Raw genomic sequence first — 25166 nt, 5'->3', positions numbered from 1 at the left:
GATAGGTTTACTATGCTAGCGTTCGCTTGCTTGCTCGGTTCAGGTTGCGGTTTCCGCCTCACAGTGATCGCGCGGAGCACCACCTGTCGCCGAGAAGCAGAAAGCCGTGACGAACGTGAAATCTTTCGTGAGCCGGATCGGTCTCGTGGCCGTCGCCGCCGTGCTGGCGAGCACACTCGTCGCCTGCGGCCAATCCGAGCAGGTCGACGACCGCGGCACCGTATCCGCCGGAGAAGGCAGTACCACCTACCCGGTAGTCCTCGACAACTGTGGTGAGACAGTCACCGTCGACGCTGCACCGCAGCGGGTCGTGTCACTGGATCAGGGTTCGACCGAGATCCTGCTGTCGCTCGGGCTCGGCGACCGCATAGCAGGAACCGCGTCGTGGACGGACCCCATTCGCGAGAACCTGGCCGCAGCGAACGCGTCGGTTCCGCGCCTCGCGGAGAACGCACCGACCTACGAGGTCGTCCTGGGCGCCGATCCCGACTTCGTCACCGCATCGTTCGGCCGGCATTTCGCACAGGGCGGCGTCGCGGAGCGGAACCGTTTCGAAGAGACCGGGATCGGGACGTATCTGTCGCCGACCGACTGCGATAACGGTGTGAGCGTCAACGGTGGCGGGAAGCGCACCACACCACTGACGATGGATTCCCTGTATCAGGAGATCCGTGAGCTCGCCGCGGTCTTCGATGTGAACGACCGGGGCGCGCAACTCATCGACGAACTGAAGAGCCGCGAGACCGCGGCCCTGGCCGACCTAGAGAAGTCGAAGGTGTCGATGGCGTTCTGGTTCGCCGATACCAAGAGCCCGTACGTGGCCGGGGGGCTGGGTTCGGCGAACCTGCTCGCCACCTCGGTCGGTGCGACCAACTCTTTCGCGGAGCTGACCGACGACTGGCCCGCGGTCGGCTGGGAAACCGTTGTCGAACGCAATCCGGATGTCCTCGTCCTCGGCGATCTGCTGCGCAACCGCTTTCCCGGGGACCTGCTGGCCGACAAGATCGCTTTCCTCGAATCCGATCCCGTCACGCGCAACCTCGACGCCGTGCGCAACAAGCGGTACATCGCCCTGCACGGCGCCGAGATGAACCCGTCCATCCGGGCCGTCGACGGACTCGAGAAGATCGTCGCCGGGCTTCGCGACGGGCAGGTGCCCAACTGACCGCCACCCGCGACCGCGCCGGCACCGTCGTCCCCGAACGGGCTCGGCGGCGACAATGGGTCGCCGGGTCGCTGATCGCAGTCGGCGGGGTCGTCGCGCTCACTCTGTCGGTCCTCGTCGCCGTCACCCTGGGCCCGGCGGACATCTCACTGGTGAACGTCCGTGACGTCCTGCTCAATCACCTCGGTCTCACCGATATTCCGGTGCGGGCGGCGAAGAACGCGATCGTCTGGGAGGAGCGGCTCCCGCGCGCGCTGGTGGCTGCCGCGTGCGGCGCGGGGCTCGGAATCTGCGGCGTGATCATGCAGTCGCTACTGCGCAACCCGCTGGCGGACCCGTTCGTCCTGGGCATCTCGTCGGGCGCGTCGACAGGTGCCGTCATCGTCGGTGTTCTCGGCGTGGGCAGCGCCGCGCTCGGTTTGTCCGGCGGGGCGTTCATCGGAGCGCTGATCGCGTTCGGGCTGGTGCTGCTGCTGGCCCGCCTCTCCGGCGGCAGCAACGACCGGGTCATCCTCGCCGGTGTTGCCAGTACGCAGCTGTTCTCGGCGCTGACCTCGTTCGTCATCTTCGCGTTCGCGGACTCCGACGAGACCCGCGGTGTGATGTTCTGGCTCCTCGGCTCGCTCGAAGGCGTCCGCTGGGACGACGTCCGGCTGTGCGCGGTGGTGGTATTCGCCGGGACGGCGGTGTGCCTGTACTACGCGCACGTCCTCGATGCGTTCTCGTTCGGCGACGAGGTCGCGGCATCGCTCGGCATCTCGGTCGGGAAGTTCCGGCTCATGCTCCTGGTGTGCACGGCGATCATCACCGCGACCCTCGTCAGTGTCGCCGGTGCCATCGGGTTCGTCGGGCTGGTGCTCCCCCACGCGGCGCGATTCCTACTGGGGCCCCGGCACAGCCGGCTGGTTCCCGCGACAGCGTTACTGGGGGCGGTCTTCATGGTGTGGGTGGATGCCGTGTCCCGCGTCGCCTTCGCGCCCACCCCGCTGCCGGTGGGTGTGGGCACCGCACTGGTCGGCGTGCCCGCGTTCATCGTCATTCTGTCGCGCAGGAGGAGAGTCCGGTGACCCTGCACGCCGATACCGTCAGCTGGAACCGCGGCGGTGCGCTCGTTGTCGACGGAGTCACGGTGACTCCGGCACCGGGCGAGACCGTGGGCCTGCTCGGTCCGAACGGGTCCGGGAAATCCTCCCTGCTGCATCTGCTCAACGGTGTCGTACGCCCCACCGCGGGTGTTGTCACCCTCGACGGCGACGACCTGTCCACCATGCGGCGCAAAGAGATCGCGCGCGCGGTGGCCGTCGTCGCCCAGCACGCCGACACCGACCTCGACATCACGGTCGGTGACGTCGTACGCCTCGGGCGCATCCCGCACCGGACGACATTCGGCGGGAACCCCACCACCGACGACGCCGCGGTGGCGGCCGCGCTCGAGCACACCGGCCTCACCGCGAAAGCGAACCGGCTCTGGCACCGGCTTTCCGGTGGGGAGAAGCAACGTGTCCAGATCGCCCGCGCCCTCGCTCAGGAGCCGCGTGAGCTCCTGCTGGACGAGCCGACCAATCATTTGGACATCCATCATCAACTGGAGTTGCTGGCGCTGGTCACCCGGCTGCCCGTCACCAGTGTGATCGCCCTGCACGACCTCAACCTCGCGGCCATGTTCTGCGATACCGTCGTCGTTTTGAAAGAGGGCCGGGTCGTGGCCGGCGGAAAACCCGCGGAGGTGCTGACCTCCGAACTGATCGCCCAGGTATACAACGTCCGCGCCGAGGTTCTTGTCGACGAGTCGAAGGGGCGGCTCTCGATCCTGTTCGAACCGGGGCCTGTTGCCGTCCCCGCGCGGTAGCGGCCGGCCGGCCTCGCCACCGCCCGGCGCGGCGGCACGTGCTCCCCGGGCGCTCGGCCGCCGATGGTCGCTGCTGACCGGCCTCACGGCCGCGACCCAGACCGTCCGGCTACTCGTTCTGACCCAACTCGCGTTCAATATCGGCTTTTTCATGGTGTTGCCGTACCTGTCGGTGCATCTGACGGAGGACCTCGGCCTGCGGGCGGCGTTCGTCGGCGTGGTACTCGGGCTCCGCACGTTCTCCCAGCAGGGCCTGTTCTTCATCGGAGGCTCGCTCGCGGATCGGTGGGGTGTGAAACCCGTGGTCGTCGCCGGTTGTGTGTGCCGGATCCTCGGCTTCGCCGGGTTGGCCTTCGCCGGGTCGGTGCCCGGAATCGTGGTGGCGACCGTCCTGACCGGATTCGCCGGCGCGCTGTTCTCCCCGGCAGTCGAGTCCGCCCTCGCTACCGCCGCCGGAAGCGCCGAGGACGGCGGCCAGTCCAGAAAGGACGTTTTCGCGCTCTTCGCCGCGTACGGCCAGATCGGCACGTTCATCGGCCCGCTGCTCGGATCGCTCCTGCTGGCGGTCGGCTTTTCCGCCGCCTGCCTGGTTGCGGCCGGTGTCTTCGCGGTAATCCTGGTCGTCCATCTGCGACGGCTCCCCACACAGCCCGGCGCCCACGCTGCCGAAGGATGGCTCGACGGCTGGCGGGAAGTGGCCGGGAACAGAACCTTTCTGCTGTTCGCGGTGGCGATGAGCTCTCAGTTGGTGGCGTACAACCAGCTGTACCTGCTGTTACCGCTGGAGCTCGACCGCACCTGGGGGTCGCAGGCGCCGCTGGGCTGGTACTTCGCCCTGGCGTCGATATTCGTCGTCATCGCCCAGCTACCCATCACCCGGCGGGTGCGCACCGCCGCGGCCCTGCCCGGGGGTCTGCTCGTGACGGCTGCCGCATTCGTCGTGATGGCTCTCCTGGCCCCGCGGCAACTCCACGGCGTGCCCGCACTCATCCCGCCCGCCGTATTCACTCTCCTCCTGACACTGGGTCAGATGACTACCATGCCCCTCGCCCGAGACCTGGTGCCACGCATGGCCGCTGAACGCCGTCTCGGGACCTATTATGGGCTTTTCGCCTCGATCGGCGGACTCGCCGTCCTGGTCGGCTCGGTGCTCACCGGAGTCTTGATCGACCTGTTGCCGGCCACCGGCTGGGGGCTCGCCGTGCCGTGGTGCGCCGTCGCTCTGGCGCTACTTGCGAGCTCCTTGGTGTTGAAGCTCCGACTGCGCTCCCATGATTCGGCGCCGCCCTCCCTGCCGCGCGGGGCCGCCGGATAACATTTTCGACAATTCGCCTCCGGTCCGAGAATTCCCGGCCTCCCGAGTGGGACGATTTCATCACCATAAACGGAAAGACTCTGGCGATGATCTTCGCGGCTCGGGCATTCGGACTTCGGAAGAAATCGTTCCTGCGTTCAGTGATCTTCGTGGCCGTTGCTTCCTTGCTGTTGCCGATGTCCGGCGTAGGGAACGCCGCTCCCGCTGCCGGCGCCGACGGCGACTGGCCGATGTGGCAGTTCGACCTCGCCGGTTCCCGGTACAACCCCCACGAGACCGCCCTCACGCCGGCCACAGTGTCCTCGTTGCAGTTGAAGTGGGCGTTCGCGTTTCCCGACTCGATCGCGGCGTCCAGCCAGCCGGCGGTCGTCGACGGAACCGTTTACGTCGGTGGTCGCAACGGGACGTTCTATGCGCTGGACGCGTACACGGGTGCGACCCGGTGGTCGTTCCGAGCCGAGACGCCCCTCGGCGGAAACCTCCCGACGTACGGGCTGCGCAACGGGCCCGCGGTCGTCGACGGAACGGTCTACTTCGGCGACAACTCGGCCAGGATGTGGGCCCTCGACGCGAAGACCGGTGCCCAGCGCTGGGTTCGGCAACTGGACAACCATCGTTACGCGATCATCACCGGTTCGCCCCTCGTGTTCGAGGGTCACGTCTATGTCGGTGTGTCCAGTCAAGAGCTGGGTGCCGCCACCAGCGACCTGTACCCGTGTTGCACCTTCCGGGGAAGTGTTGTGGCGCTCGACTCCGCGACCGGCGAGGTGCAATGGCAGCACCACACGATCCCGGCACCGGAACCGACCCCCAGTGGGTCGCCGCCGTTTGCTCCCAGCGGTGCGCCGGTGTGGTCCTCACCCACGGTCGATCCCGAGTCGCGCACGCTGTACTACACCGCCGGCAACGCCTACACCGGCTATCCCGAGGGTGCGGAAGCGATCGGCGCGCTGGACGTCGACAGCGGAACCGCCCGGTGGGTCCGGCGGATGACTCCCGGGGAAGCCCCCTGGAACGGCCGCTGCACCTACCCGCCACCGGGCGGTAACTGCCCCGAGCCGGGCCACGATTTCGACTTCGGTTCGCAGCCGAACATTTTCGAGATAGGTGACCGGTCGGTCGTCGGCGCGGGCCAGAAGAGCGGTGTCTACCATCTACTCGACGCCGTCACCGGCGAGATCATCTGGCAGACCAGGTTGAACACGCCGGTTCCGGTGCTGCCCATCCCCGGCTCGGAATCGCTGCAAGGCATTCAATGGGGCGCCAGCTATGACGGCCACCGCCTGTATGTCGCCACTTACCAGGGCACGCCGGGCACACTCTTCGCGTTGCACCCGGCGACCGGCGAGGTCATCTGGAGCACGCCGAACCCCGCCCACGGTTGCCTGTTCGATCCACCGCCGCTACCGATGCTTCCGCTGTGCCAGCTCGCCATGCCGAACGCTGTCTCGTCGACACCCGGCCTGGTCTACGAGGGCAGCCTGGACGGCAAGATGCGCGTCTTCTCCGCCGAGACCGGTGCCATTCTCTGGGAATACAACACGGCACGGCACTTCCACACCGTGAACGGGGTGCCGGGCGCCGGCGGCGGTATCAACGGGCACGGCGCCGTCGTCGCGAACGGAATGCTGTTCACCAATTCCGGTTACGGCCGGCAGATCACCACCGGTATGCCGGGCAATGTCCTGCTGGCCTTCGGTCTTCCCTGATTCTGCTCGAAGCGAGAGAGCAACAACCGGGTTCAGCGCCGCGACGGCAGCGCCCGCACGATCCCCGGCCGCGTTTTCCGGCCGAGCCCACCGAGCATGAGCTGCGCTTCGGGTGCCCGGATCCCGCTCGGTGGTCCCGGCGGCCACCAATCGTCGAGCTCGGTCAATCCCGGCTCGACGAGTTCGAGCGATCCGAACAGATCACGGATCTCCTCCGAGCTCCGGAACCGTACCGACCCCACACCCGCTTCCAGATGCGCACCTTCGAGCCGGCGGGCCAGCGCGTGCAGCTCAGGGCGTGCGGTACCGGGATCGCAGTAGTGGCTGATCGCCACATACGACCCGGCGGGCAACAGGTCGATATAGCGGGAGACAATCGCCGCCGGGCACTGCTCGTCGGAGATATGGTGCAGCACCGCGCCGAAAAGGGCCCCGACCGGCTCCCGCAGATCGAGATAACGCCCGGCCGTCTCCAGCGTCGCCGCGACATCGGTGAGATCGGACGGCAGGCACCACGTGTTCTCGTTGCACTCCAACATCGCCCGCCCGTAGGCCACACACAACGGGTCGTTGTCGACATACACGACCCGCACCTCCCGGCGCCCGCATTCCTGCGCGACGATATGGAGCGGATCGCGAGTGGGCAGTCCGGCACCGAGATCGAGAAACTGCCCGATCCCGTAGCGCTCGGCCGACATCCGGACAGCACGGGCCAGCCATCGCCGGTTCATGACATGAACATCGCCTTGCCGCGGCGCAATTCGCCTGATCCGCTCGAATGCCCGGCGGTCCACCTCGTAGCAGTCCTTGCCACCCAGGCTGTAATCGTAGACACGAGCAACACTGGGCCGGGCGAAGTCCCCTCCCACAGCGTGGGTCCCGATCGGTGCGGCGCCACTGGCCACCATCACGTCTCCTCACAAACCGGGCGGTCGCCCCTCATACGAGGCACCTCGACGGTAACACGGCAACATCAACTATGGCTATGTTGCAGGCGGCGGTGCGGACGATCGTCGACTTCCACCCCGGCCGGCCCGGCGATCGCAAATCCTTTCCACCAGTGTCGATTTCCCCGCACCGGGCTGCCCGCCGACCACATAGAGGACAGGCTCTTCCACCTGTTTCAGGGGGCGTCCCGGCCGGTCAGTGAGAAGCGCCGGCTTTTACTGCTCATCGAAAAGCGAACGGATTCGGGGATCGTTCAGCTCGAATTCTCCGGTGCGGGGCAGCAGCTCGGCCTCCGTCGTCGCATAGTCGGCGCGGCTGCGCGAGTGTGGACCTCGCCCCGGATCGCCTCCGCAGGGGTGCTTCCGTAGCGGTGCCCGATGTATTCGCCGCCGGTGTATCGGTCGAGTCCGAGACGCCGATGAGGCCGGTCAGCTGTGCGGATGCTCAGTCGGCGCTTTCACGTTCAGCAAGGAATTGGTCGAGCAGTTCGAACAACACCTCGAGGATGCGGATTTCCTCCTCGGGGCCGAAGGCTGTGCCGGCGTCCCGCTCGGGCAGCGCAATCTGTGTGATCAAGCCCGACCACACGAGATTGCTCCTGCGATGAAAATGGTTGGTGAGCAGCCATTCGCGAAAGCCATCCAGCCCTCGACCTCCAGACCGGCGGGCGGCGTAATCGTAACCCTCCAGGAAACACGTCACACCACGAACGGTGGTGAAACCGATGAACATGCCTGGGCGCGTCGCAAACTGCCGTAGGTACTCGCGTTCGGTCGGGTTGTCCGGGTACAACGGCATCCACCCCTTGCTGCGCCCCCATCTGGCGAAGTGCGCATCAAGGCCTGCCGATCGTTCCACCTCGCTACTTCACCATCTCGGCGGTGATCGTGTACAGGGACCGGGCCAGGTCTGCCCCCAACTCAGCAGACCGGGCAAGATATGCGCCGGGGTGTACGTAAGGGAAGCGACAAAGTCCCTGCGTCTGAGGAGACCTGCGAACCTGACGGGGCTGCTGTCGCGTGTAACGACAAGCCACCGCCGCATCCAACATTCACTAGCTGAATCGCTGAACGGCGTCGCTAACCGAAGGGCATCGCCGAGGCACAACGCAGGCGCCGGGCAGAAGCCAACCGCACACACGTGCCGATCGCGGAGTTCCAGCGGATAGTTGGGCACTGTCTGGTAATCGGAAATACCAGGCAGTGCCGCGATGCTTCAGCGATTACAGCTCTGGTCACCCGCTCCCCCGGGAATGCGACCAGCCGGAATTCGGGTCCTGTTGGCCCTGGTGAGGCCCGCGAACGCATTGGGGGGCGCTTCTTGCGGGATCGATACCGGTTACTTCCGAGCTATTGCTATAGCCGTCGCGCCGGAGGAGCGTGGGGGCATCGGTGGTGCCACCGGGGCGCTGCCCTGAGCACAGAGGGAGCGGGTCGTGTACGCACGTTCTACAACAATTCAAGCGAAGCCCTCCGCGATAGACACCGGGATCGCGCATACGCGCGACCAGGTGATGCCCGCACTGGAGGCCGTACCTGGCTGTATCGGGATGTCGTTGCTGGTCGACCGGTCGTCAGGTCGCTGCATCGCAACGACATCGTGGGAGTCCGAGGAGGCGATGCGCGAGAGCGCCGATCAGGCGCATTCGCTCCGTGACCGCGCCGTCCAGCTGTTCGGTGCCGATTCGGCGCGGGTCGAGCAGTGGGAGGTCGGGGCCATGCACCGCGACCATCGCATACGCGAGGGCGCGTGCGCCCAGATCACCTGGGCCGAGGCCGACGATCTGGGCCGGTTCGACGCAGCGGTCGAGACCTACAAGTCCATGGTGGCGTCGCAATTAGAACAGATGCCGGGGTTCTGCAGCACGAGCCTGCTGATCGACCGGGCAGCTGGACGCGGCGTCGCATGCGAGACGTTCGACAGCTCCGCCGCGATCGAACGAAACCGCGAACAACTCGAGAACCTACGCCGCGAAGGTACCCGCCAAGCCGGTGTCAACGTGCTCGAAGTCGGCGATTTCGAGATCGCGCTCGCCCATCTGCGCGTCCCCGAGCTGGTCTGAGGGCAGATGACTCCAGCACGGGAGATCACGGGAACACAGAAGCAGCGCCGGGATCCAGATATAGCCATCTACCTGCACAAACAGGAAATAATGGGAAACGGTGGGCAATGTCGGTGACCTGCGGAAATGCTGCGCCGACCTCATGACCGATGAAGGGCATGAATCCATGACGGCCGACCGCCAGACCGTTCACTGATCCACCGACACACTGGTCGGAAGTCCGGCCGGACATTCTCGGACCGATGGGGTGCACCACGGCAGAGACCGGCCGGCGGCGAACAGTTCAGTCGGCGGCACTAGCAGAGGGAGGGCGTCCCCGGCCCCGACGGGGCCGGAGCTGCGGCAGCCAATCTTCCGGACCAGTCGAGCGCCAGTCGCTGCTCGGACACGCCTCGCTCGAGAACTCGGCACGGTATTTCCGCGCTGGCACCGCCGAGCAGGCCGCGGTCGTCGACATCATTTTCGAGCAATAGCGAGCACCGGGGCCCGAGATTCCGAGGATGGCCGTTCGGCGATGTCCGTGCACGAGTCCGCGTGCGTCACCGGCCTGAAGTCTACGACGCAGGTGGCAACTGCCGGTGGCCCGCACAGCCTGTCTTCATGGTGAAGGGTTCCCGGAGGCAGCCGCTCCTGGCACTCTGATGCGACAATGGCCTGATGGGTTGGCCGGATTTTGGAAACTTTTCCGACTCGGACATCCTGGTGTGGCATATACCGATGCAATCCGGTGCTATGCCGGTACTCGACGCTGAGGGTTTCAGCCCGCCCGGAGCTTGGGTGGAGGCGTTGAATGCCGTTTCGCGGGACATTCGATGCCTGCAGTACGGGGGCCGATTCGACAGCAGTGATTTGGTTTGGGAACTCTCGATCGACGGCAGCTACACCGTTGGGCTGGGATGGCTGCGCCCCGGCGGGAGCGATAACTGGGTCAAGCGTGAAAGCATATCGATGGATGCATCATTTGCGGTGGCGGCCGTATGGGCGGCCGGTGTGGCTCAGGCTGAACTCACCGGTGGCCTAGAAGTTGTGCATTGGCCCAGCACGGGTTGGAATCTGCTAACCGCGCAACTGGTCGATGAGTCGCCAGTGTGGATTGATACATCCGACGGGTCGGTGATCAGCAATATTGGGATGTTGTGCGAAGCAGAAACCAATTCGTAGCTATCCAGTCCCCGATGGCGCGACATGGCCGCCGGCAGATATCGAGGATGGCTATGACACCGGTGAAGTCGTCGGCAATGCGATCAACGCCAATTTCCCGGACTACGGGGAAATGGTGATCCGTGCAGGATATTGGAGTGGCGTCTGGGCGGATGGCTGGGGCCAGGACAAGGCCGGACACAAACATCAACTCCGATACCCGGAATCCATCGAGGCTGTACTCGAAGCAGACGATTATGGACCACGATCGAACCCGCTCGACCCGAGTGGGTGGATCTACCTCGACCGAGGTATGTCCACCCACAAGATATCGTCCGGGTCGTGAGCATCCGAAAAATAGGATGGAGGCATGGTCACGTCCTCGAGATAGATGCTTGCTGCGCTAACCGGACTGTCGTCACCGGCCATCTGTCGCAGCTTGGTCAGACCAAGGCGGACTCCGACCCGCTCCTGACACACGGTTTCGTTACCGTAGTGCTCGACGACGACAGCGAGAATGTTCTCATCGTCGACAAGCCGAAAAGATTGAACTCGAATCCCCCCTCGTTCCTGTCTCTTGACTAATCCTACCAGGACCGAATGCGCAAATCGGAGATTCCACGGTTCGAATACCGCATCATATTCAGGAAACGGAACGCCTCGACTATACGAGTAGATCCGGGAACTGCTGAGGTCGTTCTTTTCGGTACCACGGCTTTCCGGCGTATCGGACAAGATTCACCTTCCCTTTTGCCTTTGAATCCCTACGTTGTTATACCCGCCGAAACTCGGCTCGACCTGCGCGGTATCGGCGGTGGAACCAGGTCGGTCACGCTAGGGCACCACTCCGAACGACAGCCGGCCTCTGTGCCATCCCCTCCAACCGAGCCGAGCTCGATGCCGTCGACACCGTGCTCTCCGCCGACGTTCTCGACGCGATCGACGCCCCTGGCACCGACCTGGCCGCGCACGAGAAGAACGACACCCCGCCCGCACTGCTCGATCCGGCACTGCGGCGCCGCTGATCGCCGGGCCCTTGCCGCCTCGGATCCTGGCAATGCACTCGCGCGGGACTCCGTATCGCGCTCGCTCGGACGCCGAACTCGCCGCCTCCCCGAATTCGATCTGACCGCCCCCGTTTCAGAAAAGGGTATCGCACATCCGCAGAGGTGGGCTCGCCTCCGGTTGCTTTTAGCGACACTCTGTCGTAATCTTTACGACGAAATGTCCGCATAAAATCCGAGCCGGTGCCGGGCACTCGGCCTGTGGCATCACAAGCCCTTGCGTCTAGTGAATAGAGGGGGAAATGACCAGCACGCTTGCCGATCGCGCCGAGATCATCGAACTGATGAGCCGTTATGCCGACATCGCGGACCTGAAGGAGTTCACCGAACTACCCCTTCGCGTCTTCACCGACCCGGTCACGCTGGATTTCGAGTCCGTCGCCGGCATCCCGCCGATGACGACGCCGCTCGACGACTACCGTCAGATCCTCCGCGTCGGCTTCACCTCCTACACAGCAACTCACCATGCCATCACGGGTCACATCGTCGATATCGATGGCGACAGCGCGACGATCCACGCCCACGTCCGGGCCGAGCATTGGGTGCCGCAGGAAGTTGCCGGCGACGGACCCAACCGCTGGCTGGTGGTCGGCTTCTACGACAACGCAGCGGTTCGCACAGCGGACGGCTGGCGTCTCAGCCGGGTGAAACTCACCTCAATCCACCAGGAGAACCCCCATTTGTCGGCCGCCGACCTGGCAGCCGAACAGGCAACGTAACGGTAGGGCCTCGCAGTCGTCCGCTGCGCAGCTATCGACCGACGACGAAAGCTGCTGTACAGGAAGGATTATCGGATGCCGCGGATCCAGGGGGCCAGTATCGAGGAGCACCACGAGAAGGTGTGGACCGACCTCGCCGAGGCACTGCGGCAGCTACTGCTCGAACGCGACTACGACTCGATCACCATGGGCCATATCGCGACCCGTGCCGGGCTCGCCCGCAACACGCTGTACAACTACGCGCGCGATAAGAGCGGACTGGTCCGGGCACTGACTCAGCGGGCGAGCCGACCCGTGGTCGAGCGGGTGACCGCGATCGCCGCACGGTCCGCGGACCCGGCCGCGGAGCGGATGCGAGAGATCATCGAGGCGGTCCTGGACGCATCCACCGACCAGTCCATGCAGCTGATGTTCCTGCCGGGCTCCGCCCCATTGGTCGCCGAGGTGCCGAAGGGGGCTGACAATCCGTTCAACGCGATCGTGGTCGAGGTGGAAAACGTGGTCCGGGACGGAATTGCACAGGGGGAGTTCCGTGATATCGGCGATCTGCAACTCGTGGTAGAGCTACTGTCCGGCGCAATGCGTGCGGGCGCCGAACGCGTCGGCCGCGACCCGGCTGCCTTCGCCGCGACAGTCGCCGCAGCGCGCGAGATCGTCCTCGCGTCACTGGTCCGCCTCCCGGATCCGCTCGACCCCGCCACGTGAATCGAGGCCGTCTCGGCCCACCTACGGCAGGCGCAGGCCGTTATCGACCTCCCACTGGAACGGGAACAGGCCCTTTTCCGGCTCTGGCCCACTTTCGGTGGTGGCTAATGGGTTTCAGGCCAGGAGGATCCGGTGGCGGAGCAGCTGGATCCGGCGCGGCCATACATTTGTCGATTGATCAGTTCGGTTTTCGTGTTCACGCCGTCGGGTCGCACCCGCAGGAGGTCGCCGAATGTGTCGAGCTGACGTTGCCGCGCGTGCCCGAGGACGGCCCGCAGCAGCGCGTCGCGGGTGCCGAAGTGATAAATCAGCATGCGGGCTGAGGTGCCGGTGGCGGTGGCCGGCGGCTCGAGCCGGTCGGGAAGGCCGCGCGCGAGGGCGTGATCAGCGCAGGCATCGAGCAGCCTCTCCTCGATGTGCGGTTGCGGTCGGCTACCCACCGCCCAACTCTTTTTCACGGAACGGCTACTACGTCTATCGTCGGCAGGGGCAGTCAAGGCAGACGGGAAGGTAGCGATGAGGGTCGTGTTCGTGCATGGCGCGTGCGTGCAGGACGGGTCGTGGTGGTGGCACCGCACCGCCGAGCTGCTGCAGGAGCGAGGAGTGCCGAGCGTGGCCCCGGCGCTGCCGAGCTGCGGCGAGGCGGGCCTGCCCGGCGGCGTCGACGGTCCGGGGCTGCCCGAAGATGTTGCCGCGGTGCGGCAGGCGCTGCAGGACAGCGACGAGCCGACCATCGTGGTCGCCCACAGCTACGGCGGCATCATCACCGCGGAAGCCGCCGCGGGAATCGGGTCGGTACGGCACCTGCTGCTGGTCTCCAGCTACCTGCCCGAGGTCGGGCAGAGCCTGTCGGAGTTCGGGGACGGCAGCCCCGCCCCGTTTCTCGACGTCGACCCCGACGCCGGCACATTCGGGGTCCACCCCGAGCTGCTCGTGGATACATTCCTGCACGACTGCGACCCCGAGGTCCAAGCGCAGGCGGCGGCCCACCTCGCCCGGCAGAGCGTGCAGGTGACCGGGCAGCCGGTCGGGGCGGCCGCATGGCAGCAGTTGCCCTCTACGTACCTCATCTGCGCGCAGGACCGGGGCACCCCGCCGCGGCTGCAGCGCGAGTTCGCCCGCCGGGCCGGCAGCGTCGTCGAACTCGACGCCGGCCACCACCCGTTCCTGTCCCAGCCCGCCGCGGTCCGGGACCTGCTGCTGAGCCTGTGACGGCAGCCACGGACGAGCCGACCGACGATCCGAAGGCCAGGAGACCGTCGTGAGTGCCGAGGAAGAACTACTGTCCAGGGCGGCACCGTCGACTTGCACGGGCGAGCGGCGGCGTTGATCGCGCGCGCTGAACCGCTGCATCTACGACAGGTCAGCGCCAACCGCGCTGCCGCTACCCCGCCACGACGCGTCACTGAAACATGACCCGACCAAAACGCGTGGTAACCGCGGGGCCACACACAATGAAACAGGTCAGACCCGATCTAATATCGGACCTGACCTGCTACTTCTGTGGAGCTAAGGGGACTCTAGCCCAGGGGCCTCGTAGGACCGCAGCCCTACACCCTATGCGGGTCAACAGATTTAGCTGCCGACCCCCTTAGCATCGATGTTCATAGCCTGCTGATCTCATTTCCGCTTTTATCATAGGCAGTACCCATGGTTGGAATTTCTATTGAAATACCACCGTTCCAGTTGAAAATCCTCAGCTCCTCGAGTTTTTCGCAATCGAGCTTGACCGTGATCCAGTCACCGGCAGCAATATCGATGGTCATTCCGAGCGGCTCGAACATTGCGGTAAAAGGGGCGTCATCGTTGGCTTCTATCCTCAATTCAAATCTTTCACCCATGGTCACCTCTCGTATGCCGCAATTATCTTCTCCGTCAAAATGACGCGCACCGGAGCTGTCTTGTTACCGGGCACTTTCCCGGCGCCTTAGAATTCGTTTCATGGAGAATCCGAACGTCAGCCTCTTCGGCAAGACCTTTCAGCTCGTCATCTGACATTCCATCAAGTCTGTCTTCGGACGGTTTCCCGTGTCCCCAGATCCGCGAGCCTACGTCCCGTACAGTTTCATTCTGGACTACTGGTCAGGGGCGGTGGAGGGCGTCGAAGGTGATGGCGAGGGTGACCGGTGTGTCGAGGACCAGGGCGGTGTGGTGGACCTTGTGCGGCATGTATCGCAGTCCGGACCAGTCGAGTCGGTATTCCTCGATGCGGTCGATGGTTTCCCAGCTCTTGTCGAAGTGGACGATCAAGTAGCCCGGAATGCCGGCCCGCGCATACATTTTGTGCTTTTCGGATGTGTCTGCGTCGACGGTGCTCTTCGAGACGACCTCGACGATCAGAGCGATATGGTCTCGGACGGTGTTCACGTCGTACGGTTCGCAGTCGCGGATGAAGATATCCGGGTAGCGGATGTTGAGTTGGTGGTCGTCTCGGCGGTCGTCGGCGTCGGGGAAGCGGACAGCGACATCGGACCCGATGCGTAAGCATGGGCCGGCGGGGTCGCGAGCGTCTTCCAGGGCGGCGGCCAAGCGCCGTACTACGCGGCTGTGCGCTTCGCTCTGCGCCATCAAGCGCACAACGAGGCCATCCACGATCTCGACATCTCCGAGAGAATCCGGTTCGGCATTCAGGAATTCTTCGGCGGTGACCCGAGGGTGTTCGTCGGGATGTGATGCCGTCACGGTCAGCTCCTTGTGGGGTAGAGCGGCCATTCACAGGGATGGGCTGCGAACATGCTGGTCGAAGATATCAGTTCGTCTCGGCGCACTCGCTGTGACTACTGGCCGATCGGTTCTTGCAGTGCGGAGCCGTGAGCGTCACTCTCCGGAGCAGTGGCCGACTATCGGTACGATCACCGAGTTCGAGGTCGTCCATCACACTCATGAAGGACACCAAGTCAGACTTCTTCCACTCGATCCCACCTACCATGCAAGTCCTCGGCCGTCGATAAGTGAGCAGCCACTGCGCGCAGTGAAACGCGCTTTATCGGGTGGCAGATAGCGTGATCAGTTGGCAGCGCGGCGCCAGGGCTGAGAGTCACACGGTTTGGCCCGACCAAGAGCAATGATCAAAACCCCTGGGCGGCGCCGACTACGTCTACTGTGGGTCGATGGGATCCACCTGAAGGTGACGCCGACCGGGAATTTCCTGTCCGAACGCGCACGAGCCCTACTGCGCGACGCCGACGAGCTCGAACTCGCGGCATCCAGCGGCGGAAAGGAACTCGCCGGCCGCTCGCACTCGGCTGCTACGTCACCATCGCACCGACGATCGTCCCGATGCTGATGGAGTGGATCACCACCCACCACCCGAAGGTCGAACTCACCGTCGTCACCGGCAGCCAGGCCGAACTCCCCCAGCGGCTCCTCGCCGGCGCCCTCGACCTAGCGATCGGCTACGACATCGCACTACCGGAAGGACTGGAATCGGTACTGCTCTACCGGACACCCGCCTACGTCCTGCTCCCGGAGGGCCACCCCCTCGCAGCACAGGAGATCGTGCCCCTCGAAGCGCTGGCAAACGAACCGCAGATCCTGCTCGATATCCCCCCCGCAGCGCAACACACTCTGCTGCTGTTCGAAAACGCCGGCGTCACCCCGCGAATCACCCAGCGCACATACGACTTCGAACTCACGCGCTCACTCGTGGCCAGGGGGTTCGGCTACGCCGTACTCATCCAGCGCCCCGCCGTCGACCACACCTACGAAGGCCGGCCCGTAATGGTCCGGGAAATCACGCCCGCCGACCCGAGCGGCGGCGTCCGAATGATCTGGCCGCGAGGAGTGCGCCTCTCGGACCGGGCCGCCGCGATGGTCGCCTTCGCCACCCAACACGCCCACGACCTCGACCCACGGATCCGGCGCCGGGCGCTGGGCCTGCCCTGATCCGGTATCGGAGTGTCGGGTCGACGGCCGATACGGGAGGGCAGGGCGACCCTTCGGGAAGGCGGCTTCGAGGACACGACGAATACCGCTCCCGGGAATACGCATTGATAGCCAATTGCTAGCAGTGGAACCTACACCGGAGCATTGTGGACGACACCGGCAGCCCTCGCCGCGGCAACAGATAGCCCCTGACTATCGCCATGGGACAGAATTCTGCGCAACAGGAGATAAGCACTCGGATCCGCGCTTTCGAGCCGAAGATTCGGCCGGGACCAGTAGAACTCGTCCAGGTCCGGAGTGGTAGCCGAACACTCGCCCACCACGTGTGCCAACACGCGAACATACGGCCTCGACCTGGCCTCCTGCCCTGGCGATGACATGCAAGCGGCCGACCCCGGAGCTGTCCACTCCGAACGATCCTTGTTTTATTCGAATCGAAACGTATAGTATCGGTTCCTCCGGTTGTGGTGATCTGCGTCTCTCATCCGAGGCGAGCCGCACCGTCGAACAGAGAGGTTCGTGCCTTCCATGGATGCATCGCCCGGCGCCTCCAACGGCGTGTCCACAGTGACCGATTCGATCGGTCTGACCTGGCGTCATTGGCTCTACTTCGTGCTCATCACCCTGGTCCTGCTCGCCGACGGGATGGAGGTCACGATGGTCAGCCATACTTTCCCGTCGCTGGCCAAGGAGTGGGGTGTCTCGGTCGGCGGCGGGATCACACTGGTTGTCACGGGCGGGTTCATCGTCATGGCGGTCGGCGCGCTCGTCGCCGGTCGGCTCGCAGACCTGTTCGGCCGCAAGAGCATACTGGTCTCGGCGACGCTACTGTTCGCTGTGACAACCGCGCTGGGCGCCACGTCGGCGAACTTCACCACATTCACGGCGTGGCGGTTTCTCGCATGCCTGGGAATCGGCGCCGTAATGCCGACCGGAATCACCCTGCTCGCCGACCTTGCCCCGGCGCGGCAGCGTGCTTCTCTGGTTGCGGCGGGCTACGCCGGCGTGGGGCTGGGCACGGTGGTCGGAGCCGGGTTGGCCGGCCTGCTCATTCCGACCGGCGGATGGCGTGCACTGCTCGTCGCGGGCGGCGTCGTCTCCCTCGTTCTCGCCCTCCTGCTCGCATTCGTCGTTCCCGAGTCACCCGCGTACTACGCCGCCCACGGCGCGGTCGACAAGGCGAAACAGGTGCTGGCCCGACTTGCCCCGGGCACGGATCTTTCCGCGGTCGTGGTCGCCGGACCGTCCGATGATGTGGACAAACAGGAAGCGTTTGCCGTTATCCTGTCTCGGCGTTTCGCCGCCACCACGGTACTGCTGTGGCTGTTCGGCTTCTTCTCGCTCGGCACCCAGCTACTGATCGCCCAGTACCTGCCGACCCTGCTCCAACAGCCCGTGCCGGGGCTCACCACCGTGCAGAGCAGCACGATCGTCGGCACGTACGGCTTCGCGAGCGTGGTGGGAGGCCTTGCACTCAGCGGGATCCTGGCGCGGGTGTCCCGTTACCGAGTGATCGGGTTCGCGCTGGCGCTCTCCGTCGTGGTGGCGCTCGCCATCGGCCTCGCGCCGGACCCCGGATTCGGCACACTTTTGCTGCTGCTCACGATCGCCGGCCTCATCCTTCCGACCGCGTTCGGGCCGACACGGAATATCCTCGCAACAGCCGCCTACCCGGCTCGGGTCAGAGGCACCGGGGTGGGAAGCACCGAGCTGTGCGCCCGGGCAGGGTCGGCAGTCGGCGGCCTGGTCGGCGGCACGCTGATCGGCGCCGGGCTCGGCCTCGCGGGCCTTTTCCTCACCTTGCTGCTCCCGATCGGCGTGCTCCTCAGCACCCTAGCGGGTCTCAAATTCGACGCGAGGCGAAGCGGAGCCGACTCCATTGCCGGTTTCCGGGAGGAGGATCTGTCCCTGGTTGCGCCGGAGACGAGGGCCGACGCACCCAGGGCGGGCGCTACGGCGTCCTGACAGCTGGGCGTGCGCGCGTGCACGGTGGGAGCGCGCTGCCACCCGGTGGCGACACGGGCTCCACGCAGCGGGCCGACACGGCGCCGGCCGGCATCTACGACACAGAGATTGCCAATCTGTCGAGGAATGCCCGAGCGCGGGGTCCGAGTGTCATATGTTTCGGCCAAGCCGCGACGACGGTGGTCTGTCCGGCGCGCGGGCGCAGGGGGCGAGTAACGACCTTCGTTCCCTCGGTGGTGGTCACAGGCGGGTTGGGCCGGGCCATGAGTAGCCCGTATCCCACACCTCGCCCGACGAGGGCGCGGACCAATTCGATGGTCGGCGCGGCAATACCAACATTCGGCTGGAGACCGAGGTCGGCGAAGACCCGGTGCGTGTTGGCGGTACTCGGCGCCGAGTCGAGCAAGACGAGAGATTCCCCGGCCAGGTCACTCAGGGCCACGTCCGGCAGCGTGGCCAAGCGGTGGTCGGCGGGAAGTACAGCCATCACCTCGGTCTCGTATACCACCTGCTTATTGAGGTCGGAGGGAAGGAACATGTCGTAGAGAATCGCGAAGTCCAGCCGTCCGTCCGCAAGGGCAGGTAGCAGTTCGTCGTCCCCGCCGACCTGAACTCCGATCCGTGCCCGCGGATGATGCTCGGCGAAGTGGGCGAGCGTGGCAGGCAGGACGGTGTCGGCGAAGCCGACATAGCATCCGACGCGGACCGGTCCGGTGATCTCGCCGCGAGTAGCAGCAAGATCGCCGACGAGCGAGTCCACCTCGTCTGCCAGTTGGCCGGCGCGCCGGGCGAAGTACTGACCCGCAGGAGTCAGTTGCAGGCCTTTCGCCTTGCGGCGCACGCAGAGTTGCTCTCCCACGATTCGCTCGATTTCCGAAACAGCCTGGGAGAGACCGGATTCAGAAATATGCAGCGCAGCCGCGGCCTCCGCCAGGGTGGAGTGCTGCGGCAGGGCAGCGAACAACTCCAGGTGCCGCACCGTGAGCCGGCTCATACATCCTCCATAAAACTGAATAAGAAGCGGTGTTTTCTTCACTTTACGAGAATGAACGTGTGATGTGGACTAAAGGCTGCAGAAAATGTGGCGTAGGGCATGAAAGGCGAGAACCGGCATGATCAGATCGCAGGTACCGGTGGCGGACTGGGTGGACGTCGCTGCACTGGCCGCAGATCCATACCCGTCCTACCAGCGGCTACGCAACGAAGCGCCGATAGCGTGGGTGCCGGCCCTGGGACGTTACTTGGTCACCGGCTACGCGGAGTGCCACGCAATCGAATGCGACCAGACGACCTACACCGCCGATGTGGGCGGTTCCGGAGCCACCATGAAGCGCGCGCTGGGCGGGCACCCGATGCTACGCAAGGACGATCCCGAGCACGCGTGTGAGCGCTCCGCCATCAACCCGACCCTGCGCCCCAAAGCCATCGAGTCGATCTGGGCCGAGGCATTCACCCGCAACGCCACCGCTTATCTCGACGTGCTGGCCGAACAGGGTCCGGACACCGCCGAGCTGAATCGCGACTACGCGTCCCCGGTCGCGTCGCAGAATTTGATCGATCTGCTCGGACTGCCGGATGTGGACGTGGATTCGATGCGGCGATGGTCGCACGCATTCATCGCCGGTGCCGGCAACCTCTTGAACGACCCGGCGATCTGGCGCCGTTGCGAGGAGGCGCGCACCGAGGTCGATGCGCTGCTCGCCGAGTTGATCCCGTTCTACGAACGCAATCCGAACGAGTCCATGACCTCCGCACTGATCCACGCCGGACTTCCGCACGAGACCGTCGCCGCCAATGTGAAGCTGACCATCACCGGTGGGATGAACGAACCTCAACACATGATCACGAACATGGTGTGGGCGTTGTCGGGTCACCCCGACCAGCGGGCGCGAGTTCTCACCGACCCCGCGCTATGGCCCATGGTCTTCGACGAGACGACACGATGGCTCTCCCCGATCGGCATGTACCCTCGCCAGACCACTCGCGAAGTCGAGCTGGCTGGCGTGACGCTTCCCGCCGAAGCAGCGATCGGCGTGGTGGTCGGTGCGGCAAACCGCGACAGCGGTCATTTCGACGGCGATCCGGAACTCTTCGATATATCCCGTCCGCGACAGCCCCACCTCGCGTTCGGCAGCGGAGTGCACCTGTGCGCCGGCCTATGGGCGGCGAAAACCTCTATCGGCCGGATTGCCGTCCCTCTGCTCTATCGCAGATTCCCCGGCCTGCGCGTGGACACCTCGCGTGAAACCCGCTGGTTCGGCTGGGTCTTTCGCGGCCTCACCGATCTCCCCGTCACCTGGGACGACTGACAGGAACCCCATGCCCGAAATCACTTTTTACCGCTCCGACGGCCGCAACGATGTGGTCGAGGTCACCGAAGGTACCTCGATCATGCGTGCCGCCCTGACCCGCTCCATCCCGGGAATCATCGGCGAATGCGGCGGCCAGGCAATGTGCGCGACCTGCCACGTCTACATCCGCTCCGACGATCATCTCGGCAAACTCCCCCGGCTCGGGGAAGACGAGGACGAGATGCTGGATTGCACGGCACATCCCCGTGACCCGCGACGCTCGCGGCTGGGCTGCCAGGTGCCGGTCACCGAGGCTCTCGACGGCTTGGAAATCGATCTACCCGAGACACAGATCTGACATGACCGGAATCGTCGTCATCGGCGCCGGACATGCCGGCGTCCAACTTGCCGACTCCCTGCGAGCAGGCGGCTACTCCGGCCGGCTCAGCATCCTGAGTGCCGAGAACGAGATGCCGTATCAACGGCCGCCGTTGTCCAAGGACTACCTCACAGGTGATGATCCGCAACCGCTGCCACTACGCGGCCCCGACTTCTACCGCGAGCGCGACGTAGATCTGCGCGTCGGCACCGCAGTCACCGAAATCGATCGCCACGGCCGCCGACTGGAGTGCGCCGACGGCACCACCCTTGCCTACACCGAACTCGTGATCGCCACCGGTTCCCGCAACAGAGTCCTGGACATACCCGGCGCCCACGGCTCCGGCGTGCATTATCTGCGTAACACCACCGACGCCACCGATCTGCACAGCGAACTCGGCCGCGCCGCCACAGCGGTCGTCGTGGGAGCCGGTTTCATCGGACTGGAGTTCGCCGCCGCCGCAACCCGGCGCGGCATCGCTGTGACCGTCGTCGAGGCCGGGCCGAGGCCCTTGTTACGGGCACTGACCGAACCGACAACCGAGCGCCTCATCGCCGAGCATCAACGCGCTGGAGTGAATTTTCGCTTCGGTAGCACCGTCGCCGAGATCGAACGTAGCGACCACCGTGTCACTGCGGTCATCTGCTCTGATGACGAACGAATCGCCGCCGATCTGGTTGTCGTCGGAATCGGCGCCGAACCCGTCACCGAACTGGGCTCCGCATCAGGACTCCATATCGGCAACGGGATCTACGTGGACGAATACCTGCGCACCACAGACGAGCACGTCTGGGCTATCGGCGATTGCGCGGAATTCCCGTGCGTGCACGCCCGGGCTCGCGTCCGGCGGGAATCGGTCCAGAATGCGGCCGATCAGGCCCGCACCCTGGCCCGGACGCTCACCGGAACACCGGCTGTCTACCAGGACCTCCCGTGGTTCTGGAGCCACCAGGGCGCCTGCAAGATCCAGATTGCCGGGGCCGGTGGCGAAGTCGATCGCACTGTGATTCCGGCCGATTCGGGCAGCAAGTTCTCCACGTGGTGTTTCCGCGAGGACGTTCTGGTAGCAGTCGAGTCGGTCAACCAACCCGCGGTCCACTCGGCCGCACGGAAGCTGCTCTCGGGCCCGCGGAAGCCGACCTACAGCGAACTAGCGGACGCCGAGTTCGACCTCCGGCGCATGGTCCGCCCGCAGGGCGCATTCGCGTAATGTCGCGGATCGCCTTCGCGTACGGTACGTACCGTATACAATTCGGAGACTGCTGCGCCGGACGTCGCAGTCCAGCCGAATAATTCATGATCGATGGGCTTCGGCGAACCGGATCGCACCCGAATCCGGACGACTTCTCCTCCGACCCGGGATTCTGATCGAACTCGTCTGCCGGAGAGCCGAAACGAGAAGTCGCAGCTGGAAATAGTCAGTTCGATCCCGACAAAGGAGTACGGGACACCTCATGTCTGTAGCCGGTCTCTCACTATTTGTACTCGCCGCAATATTCATCATCGGAACCGTCTGGCCCGTCAGCATCGGCGTGGCGGCCTTCGCGTCGGTATTCCTCGTCGGCATCCTTGCCGCGGGAATACCGACGGAGACGCTTATCGGCCTTTTTCCTGCGGACCTGTTCATCCTCCTCGTAGGAATCACTTATCTCTTTGCTGTCGCACAACAAAACGGGACGATGGCCTTCATCACCGAGACGACCGTGCGACTCGTTCGTGGACGGGCCGCGGTGATCCCCTGGATCTTCCACTTCATCGCCATCCTTTTCAGCGCTCTCGGCGCCGGGCCGGCGGCGGCGACTGTCGTGCTGGCACCGCTGGCGCTCGGGATCGCCCGGCAGGCGCGAATCAGCCTCCTGCTGATGGGCATCATGGTCATTCACGGAAGTCATGCCGGTTCGATGTCACCCATCGGTCCCATCGGCGCATTCGTCAACAGCGCAGCGGCCAACGCCGGGATTCCCGTTCCCTCGGGCACTGTTCTCATGAACTCCTTGCTGTTCAATGTTGCCCTCGCACTCGCCGCCTACTTGCTGTTCGGTGGCATCGGACTGCTCCGGCGTGGGCGGGATGAGATCGTGGCCGTCGACACCGGCTCCAGTACTGCGCGGGTGGACAAAGCCGGTCAGGAACAGATCGCAAGCGCTGTACAGCCCGCGCCCACAGATTCGGCGAGCGAAGAGGAGCCTGCACTCGCAGGAGCGGCCGTGACCGTACTGGACCCTCCGGCCGAGGCGGCACGAGTACGGGCCACTCCTCGGCGCATTGCGACACTTGCGGGCATCGCACTGCTTGTCGTGCTGGGCATCGGATTCGGGCTGAACATCGGATTCAGCGCGTTCGCGATCGGGTTGGTGCTGACATTGATGTCACCGAAGGACGATACGAAGGCGATCGCCGCGATGCCGTGGTCCACGATCCTCATGCTCGGCGGAATCATCACCTATATCGGTCTGGTCGGCGAAGTCGGCGGAATTGCACTGATCTCGGAAGCACTGCTCGGAACCGGATCTCCCCTGCTGGCAATCCTCCTGATCGCTCTGGTCGGTGCCATCACCTCGCTGATGTCGGCAACGGGAGCCGTCATCGGTGTACTGATCCCGATGCTGGGAGCTGTTCTCGGAGCGCATCCCGCGGTTCCGACCGCCGGAGCAGTATCGGCTCTGGCCATATCCTCCAGCGTGGTCGACAGCAGTCCGCTGTCCATGCAAGGAGCTGTGCTCATCGCGAATGTCGAGGAGCAGCAGCGAACCGCGTTCTTCCGCCGGCTCCTCGCTTGGGGAGCATCGATGGTTGTCGTCGGTACCGTCGTGCCGGTATTCATCTTCGTCCTCCTGCCCATGTGGTTCGGATGAGCGGGCCGCTCATGCGGGACCTGGACGTCACGAGAGGCCGTCGGCGCCCGATTCCTTGCGGGACGAACAACCAATGTCTAGGATTCGATTCGAAACGTTTCGTACCGTATAGGGAAGTAGGCCCATGACCCTCTTACTCGATGACGCCGCCGTGCGCTCGGTCTTCGAATGGCGCTCCGCCATCGACGCACTCCGGGCCGCCTACGCCGCAGCCGACGACGAGGGCCGCTTCCCGCCCCGCGTGCTCGCCCGCGGGGACAGCGGAATGCTGCGGACGCTCAGCGGTGTGCCCGGCAACGGCGCTTTGATGGGCACCAAGACGATCGTGGGTTCCTTCGGCGAGCGCCGGATGTTCTCGTACCTGGTGGCGCTGTTCGACCCGGCCACAGCCGAACTCGCGGCCCTACTCGACGGCAACTCGATCACCGGCTTCCGCACCGCCGCGACCTCCGCCCTGGCAACAGACCTGCTGGCACGGCCCGGCGAGCTCGACGTCGCTGTCATCGGTTCCGGATTCGAGGCGCGCAAGCACGTGGAGGCACTCGCCGCGGTGCGCCGGCTCGCCTCGGTGCGCGTTTTCAGTCCGCGCGAGGCGAGCCGGAACCGCTTCGCCACGGACCTCTCGCACACAGCCGCATCCGTTGAGCCGAGCGGTTCCGCCGAGGCTGCCGTGGCCGCCGCGTCCGTGGTCATCTGCGCCGCCCGCTCTTATGACGAGACCCCGACCTTCCACGGTTCGTGGTTGCAGCCGGGCTCGACGATCGTGTCGATCGGGTCCACCTTGCGCGAACAGCGCGAGGTGGACCCCGAGACCATCGAGCGCGCCGATGTCGTGGTCGCGGACATGGTCGACGAGGTTCTCCACGACACGGGCGACCTCCTCGCCGCGAAGGCAGCCGGAATAGACATCTCCGGCCGCATTCGGTCACTGGCCGATGTGGTCACCGGCCGGCGGGACGGGCGAACCGGCCCCGAGCAGATCGTGCTCTACAAGTCGGTCGGGTCGGCCGTCCAGGACCTCGCCGTCGCGGCTGTCTGTGTCGAGGCGGCGAAGCAGGCGGGTCTCGGTGCCCAGCTCCCCATCCATATCCAGCCGGTCGAGAAGTGAGGCAACC

At 65.1% G+C, this 25166-nt stretch carries 24 protein-coding genes; 17 read left to right on the top strand and 7 right to left on the bottom strand.

Going from position 1 to position 25166, the window contains the following annotated elements; all coding sequences use genetic code 11:
* The first annotated feature begins 115 nt into the window (after positions 1 to 115).
* The 5 genes from ABZ827_RS21960 to ABZ827_RS21940 all read left to right on the top strand — a co-directional run bounded on the left by ABZ827_RS21960 (position 116) and on the right by ABZ827_RS21940 (position 6038).
* The gene (locus ABZ827_RS21960; RefSeq protein WP_357239620.1) at positions 116 to 1165 is read left to right on the top strand and encodes an ABC transporter substrate-binding protein; all 1050 of its coding nucleotides are present in this window, start codon (positions 116 to 118) and stop codon (positions 1163 to 1165) included.
* Between the two features lie 71 nt (positions 1166 to 1236).
* Entirely contained in the window at positions 1237 to 2232 is a 996-nt protein-coding gene (locus ABZ827_RS21955) for an iron chelate uptake ABC transporter family permease subunit (protein ID WP_357239617.1), read from the top strand.
* Entirely contained in the window at positions 2229 to 3014 is a 786-nt protein-coding gene (locus ABZ827_RS21950) for an ABC transporter ATP-binding protein (RefSeq protein WP_357239471.1), read from the top strand. Before ABZ827_RS21955 ends, ABZ827_RS21950 begins: the two co-directional genes overlap by 4 nt.
* Positions 2995 to 4329, top strand: coding sequence for an MFS transporter (locus ABZ827_RS21945; RefSeq protein WP_357239467.1), 1335 nt, complete (start codon positions 2995 to 2997; stop codon positions 4327 to 4329). Before ABZ827_RS21950 ends, ABZ827_RS21945 begins: the two co-directional genes overlap by 20 nt.
* A gap of 86 nt (positions 4330 to 4415) precedes the next feature.
* Positions 4416 to 6038, top strand: a complete 1623-nt coding sequence (locus ABZ827_RS21940) for a PQQ-binding-like beta-propeller repeat protein (RefSeq protein WP_357239464.1) — start codon at positions 4416 to 4418, stop codon at positions 6036 to 6038.
* Positions 6039 to 6070: 32 nt separating this feature from the next.
* Here ABZ827_RS21940 and ABZ827_RS21935 read toward each other — a convergent pair whose 3' ends face one another.
* The 3 genes from ABZ827_RS21935 to ABZ827_RS21925 all read right to left on the bottom strand — a co-directional run bounded on the left by ABZ827_RS21935 (position 6071) and on the right by ABZ827_RS21925 (position 7784).
* Positions 6071 to 6946, bottom strand: a complete 876-nt coding sequence (locus ABZ827_RS21935; protein WP_357239461.1) for an SAM-dependent methyltransferase — start codon at positions 6944 to 6946, stop codon at positions 6071 to 6073.
* Between the two features lie 75 nt (positions 6947 to 7021).
* Positions 7022 to 7156: a zeta toxin family protein gene (locus ABZ827_RS21930; protein WP_357239458.1), complete on the bottom strand. Its 135-nt coding sequence runs from the start codon at positions 7154 to 7156 to the stop codon at positions 7022 to 7024.
* A gap of 274 nt (positions 7157 to 7430) precedes the next feature.
* Positions 7431 to 7784 carry a hypothetical protein gene (locus tag ABZ827_RS21925; RefSeq protein ID WP_357239455.1) on the bottom strand — a complete coding sequence of 118 codons (354 nt, stop codon included), beginning with the start codon at positions 7782 to 7784 and terminating at the stop codon, positions 7431 to 7433.
* A gap of 637 nt (positions 7785 to 8421) precedes the next feature.
* On the opposite strand from ABZ827_RS21925, the gene ABZ827_RS21920 reads away from it, so the two are divergent.
* The 4 genes from ABZ827_RS21920 to ABZ827_RS21905 all read left to right on the top strand — a co-directional run bounded on the left by ABZ827_RS21920 (position 8422) and on the right by ABZ827_RS21905 (position 12676).
* A complete protein-coding gene (locus ABZ827_RS21920; RefSeq protein WP_357239452.1) occupies positions 8422 to 9048 on the top strand; it encodes an antibiotic biosynthesis monooxygenase in 627 nt (208 codons plus the stop codon).
* 657 nt (positions 9049 to 9705) lie between these two features.
* The gene (locus ABZ827_RS21915; protein ID WP_357239449.1) at positions 9706 to 10209 is read left to right on the top strand and encodes a hypothetical protein; all 504 of its coding nucleotides are present in this window, start codon (positions 9706 to 9708) and stop codon (positions 10207 to 10209) included.
* 1285 nt (positions 10210 to 11494) lie between these two features.
* The gene (locus ABZ827_RS21910; RefSeq protein ID WP_357239447.1) at positions 11495 to 11971 is read left to right on the top strand and encodes a nuclear transport factor 2 family protein; all 477 of its coding nucleotides are present in this window, start codon (positions 11495 to 11497) and stop codon (positions 11969 to 11971) included.
* Between the two features lie 75 nt (positions 11972 to 12046).
* Positions 12047 to 12676, top strand: a complete 630-nt coding sequence (locus ABZ827_RS21905; protein WP_357239444.1) for a TetR/AcrR family transcriptional regulator — start codon at positions 12047 to 12049, stop codon at positions 12674 to 12676.
* Positions 12677 to 12780: 104 nt separating this feature from the next.
* Here the strand turns inward: ABZ827_RS21905 and ABZ827_RS21900 are convergent, their stop codons facing one another.
* Entirely contained in the window at positions 12781 to 13116 is a 336-nt protein-coding gene (locus ABZ827_RS21900) for a hypothetical protein (RefSeq protein WP_357239441.1), read from the bottom strand.
* Between the two features lie 76 nt (positions 13117 to 13192).
* On the opposite strand from ABZ827_RS21900, the gene ABZ827_RS21895 reads away from it, so the two are divergent.
* Positions 13193 to 13888: an alpha/beta hydrolase gene (locus tag ABZ827_RS21895; protein WP_357239438.1), complete on the top strand. Its 696-nt coding sequence runs from the start codon at positions 13193 to 13195 to the stop codon at positions 13886 to 13888.
* Positions 13889 to 14280: 392 nt separating this feature from the next.
* Here the strand turns inward: ABZ827_RS21895 and ABZ827_RS21890 are convergent, their stop codons facing one another.
* Both ABZ827_RS21890 and ABZ827_RS21885 read right to left on the bottom strand, forming a co-directional pair.
* The gene (locus ABZ827_RS21890; protein WP_357239435.1) at positions 14281 to 14523 is read right to left on the bottom strand and encodes a hypothetical protein; all 243 of its coding nucleotides are present in this window, start codon (positions 14521 to 14523) and stop codon (positions 14281 to 14283) included.
* 235 nt (positions 14524 to 14758) lie between these two features.
* Positions 14759 to 15358: a Uma2 family endonuclease gene (locus tag ABZ827_RS21885; protein ID WP_357239432.1), complete on the bottom strand. Its 600-nt coding sequence runs from the start codon at positions 15356 to 15358 to the stop codon at positions 14759 to 14761.
* A 420-nt stretch (positions 15359 to 15778) separates the two neighbouring features.
* Here ABZ827_RS21885 and ABZ827_RS21880 point away from each other — a divergent pair, with 420 nt between their 5' ends.
* Entirely contained in the window at positions 15779 to 16561 is a 783-nt protein-coding gene (locus ABZ827_RS21880; protein WP_357239429.1) for a LysR substrate-binding domain-containing protein, read from the top strand.
* A gap of 528 nt (positions 16562 to 17089) precedes the next feature.
* A complete protein-coding gene (locus ABZ827_RS21875) occupies positions 17090 to 18526 on the top strand; it encodes an MFS transporter (protein WP_357239425.1) in 1437 nt (478 codons plus the stop codon).
* A 94-nt stretch (positions 18527 to 18620) separates the two neighbouring features.
* On the opposite strand, the gene ABZ827_RS21870 is transcribed toward ABZ827_RS21875, so the two are convergent.
* Complete coding sequence (locus ABZ827_RS21870; RefSeq protein ID WP_357239422.1) at positions 18621 to 19520, bottom strand: LysR substrate-binding domain-containing protein; 900 nt, start codon at positions 19518 to 19520, stop codon at positions 18621 to 18623.
* Positions 19521 to 19638: 118 nt separating this feature from the next.
* On the opposite strand from ABZ827_RS21870, the gene ABZ827_RS21865 reads away from it, so the two are divergent.
* The 5 genes from ABZ827_RS21865 to ABZ827_RS21845 all read left to right on the top strand — a co-directional run bounded on the left by ABZ827_RS21865 (position 19639) and on the right by ABZ827_RS21845 (position 25159).
* On the top strand, positions 19639 to 20835 hold the full coding sequence (locus tag ABZ827_RS21865; RefSeq protein ID WP_357239419.1) for a cytochrome P450: 1197 nt from the start codon (positions 19639 to 19641) through the stop codon (positions 20833 to 20835).
* Between the two features lie 10 nt (positions 20836 to 20845).
* Complete coding sequence (locus tag ABZ827_RS21860; RefSeq protein WP_357239416.1) at positions 20846 to 21175, top strand: 2Fe-2S iron-sulfur cluster-binding protein; 330 nt, start codon at positions 20846 to 20848, stop codon at positions 21173 to 21175.
* A 1-nt stretch (position 21176) separates the two neighbouring features.
* Complete coding sequence (locus ABZ827_RS21855; protein ID WP_357239413.1) at positions 21177 to 22406, top strand: FAD-dependent oxidoreductase; 1230 nt, start codon at positions 21177 to 21179, stop codon at positions 22404 to 22406.
* Positions 22407 to 22650: 244 nt separating this feature from the next.
* Positions 22651 to 24051 carry an SLC13 family permease gene (locus ABZ827_RS21850; protein WP_357239410.1) on the top strand — a complete coding sequence of 467 codons (1401 nt, stop codon included), beginning with the start codon at positions 22651 to 22653 and terminating at the stop codon, positions 24049 to 24051.
* A gap of 124 nt (positions 24052 to 24175) precedes the next feature.
* Entirely contained in the window at positions 24176 to 25159 is a 984-nt protein-coding gene (locus ABZ827_RS21845; RefSeq protein ID WP_357239407.1) for an ornithine cyclodeaminase family protein, read from the top strand.
* Positions 25160 to 25166: the final 7 nt, after the last annotated feature.

The organism is Nocardia sp. NPDC019395 (assembly GCF_040632335.1).
Lineage (GTDB): Bacteria > Actinomycetota > Actinomycetes > Mycobacteriales > Mycobacteriaceae > Nocardia.
Note: the sequence above shows the minus strand (reverse complement) of the source record. Positions and strands in the feature narration are given on the sequence as shown.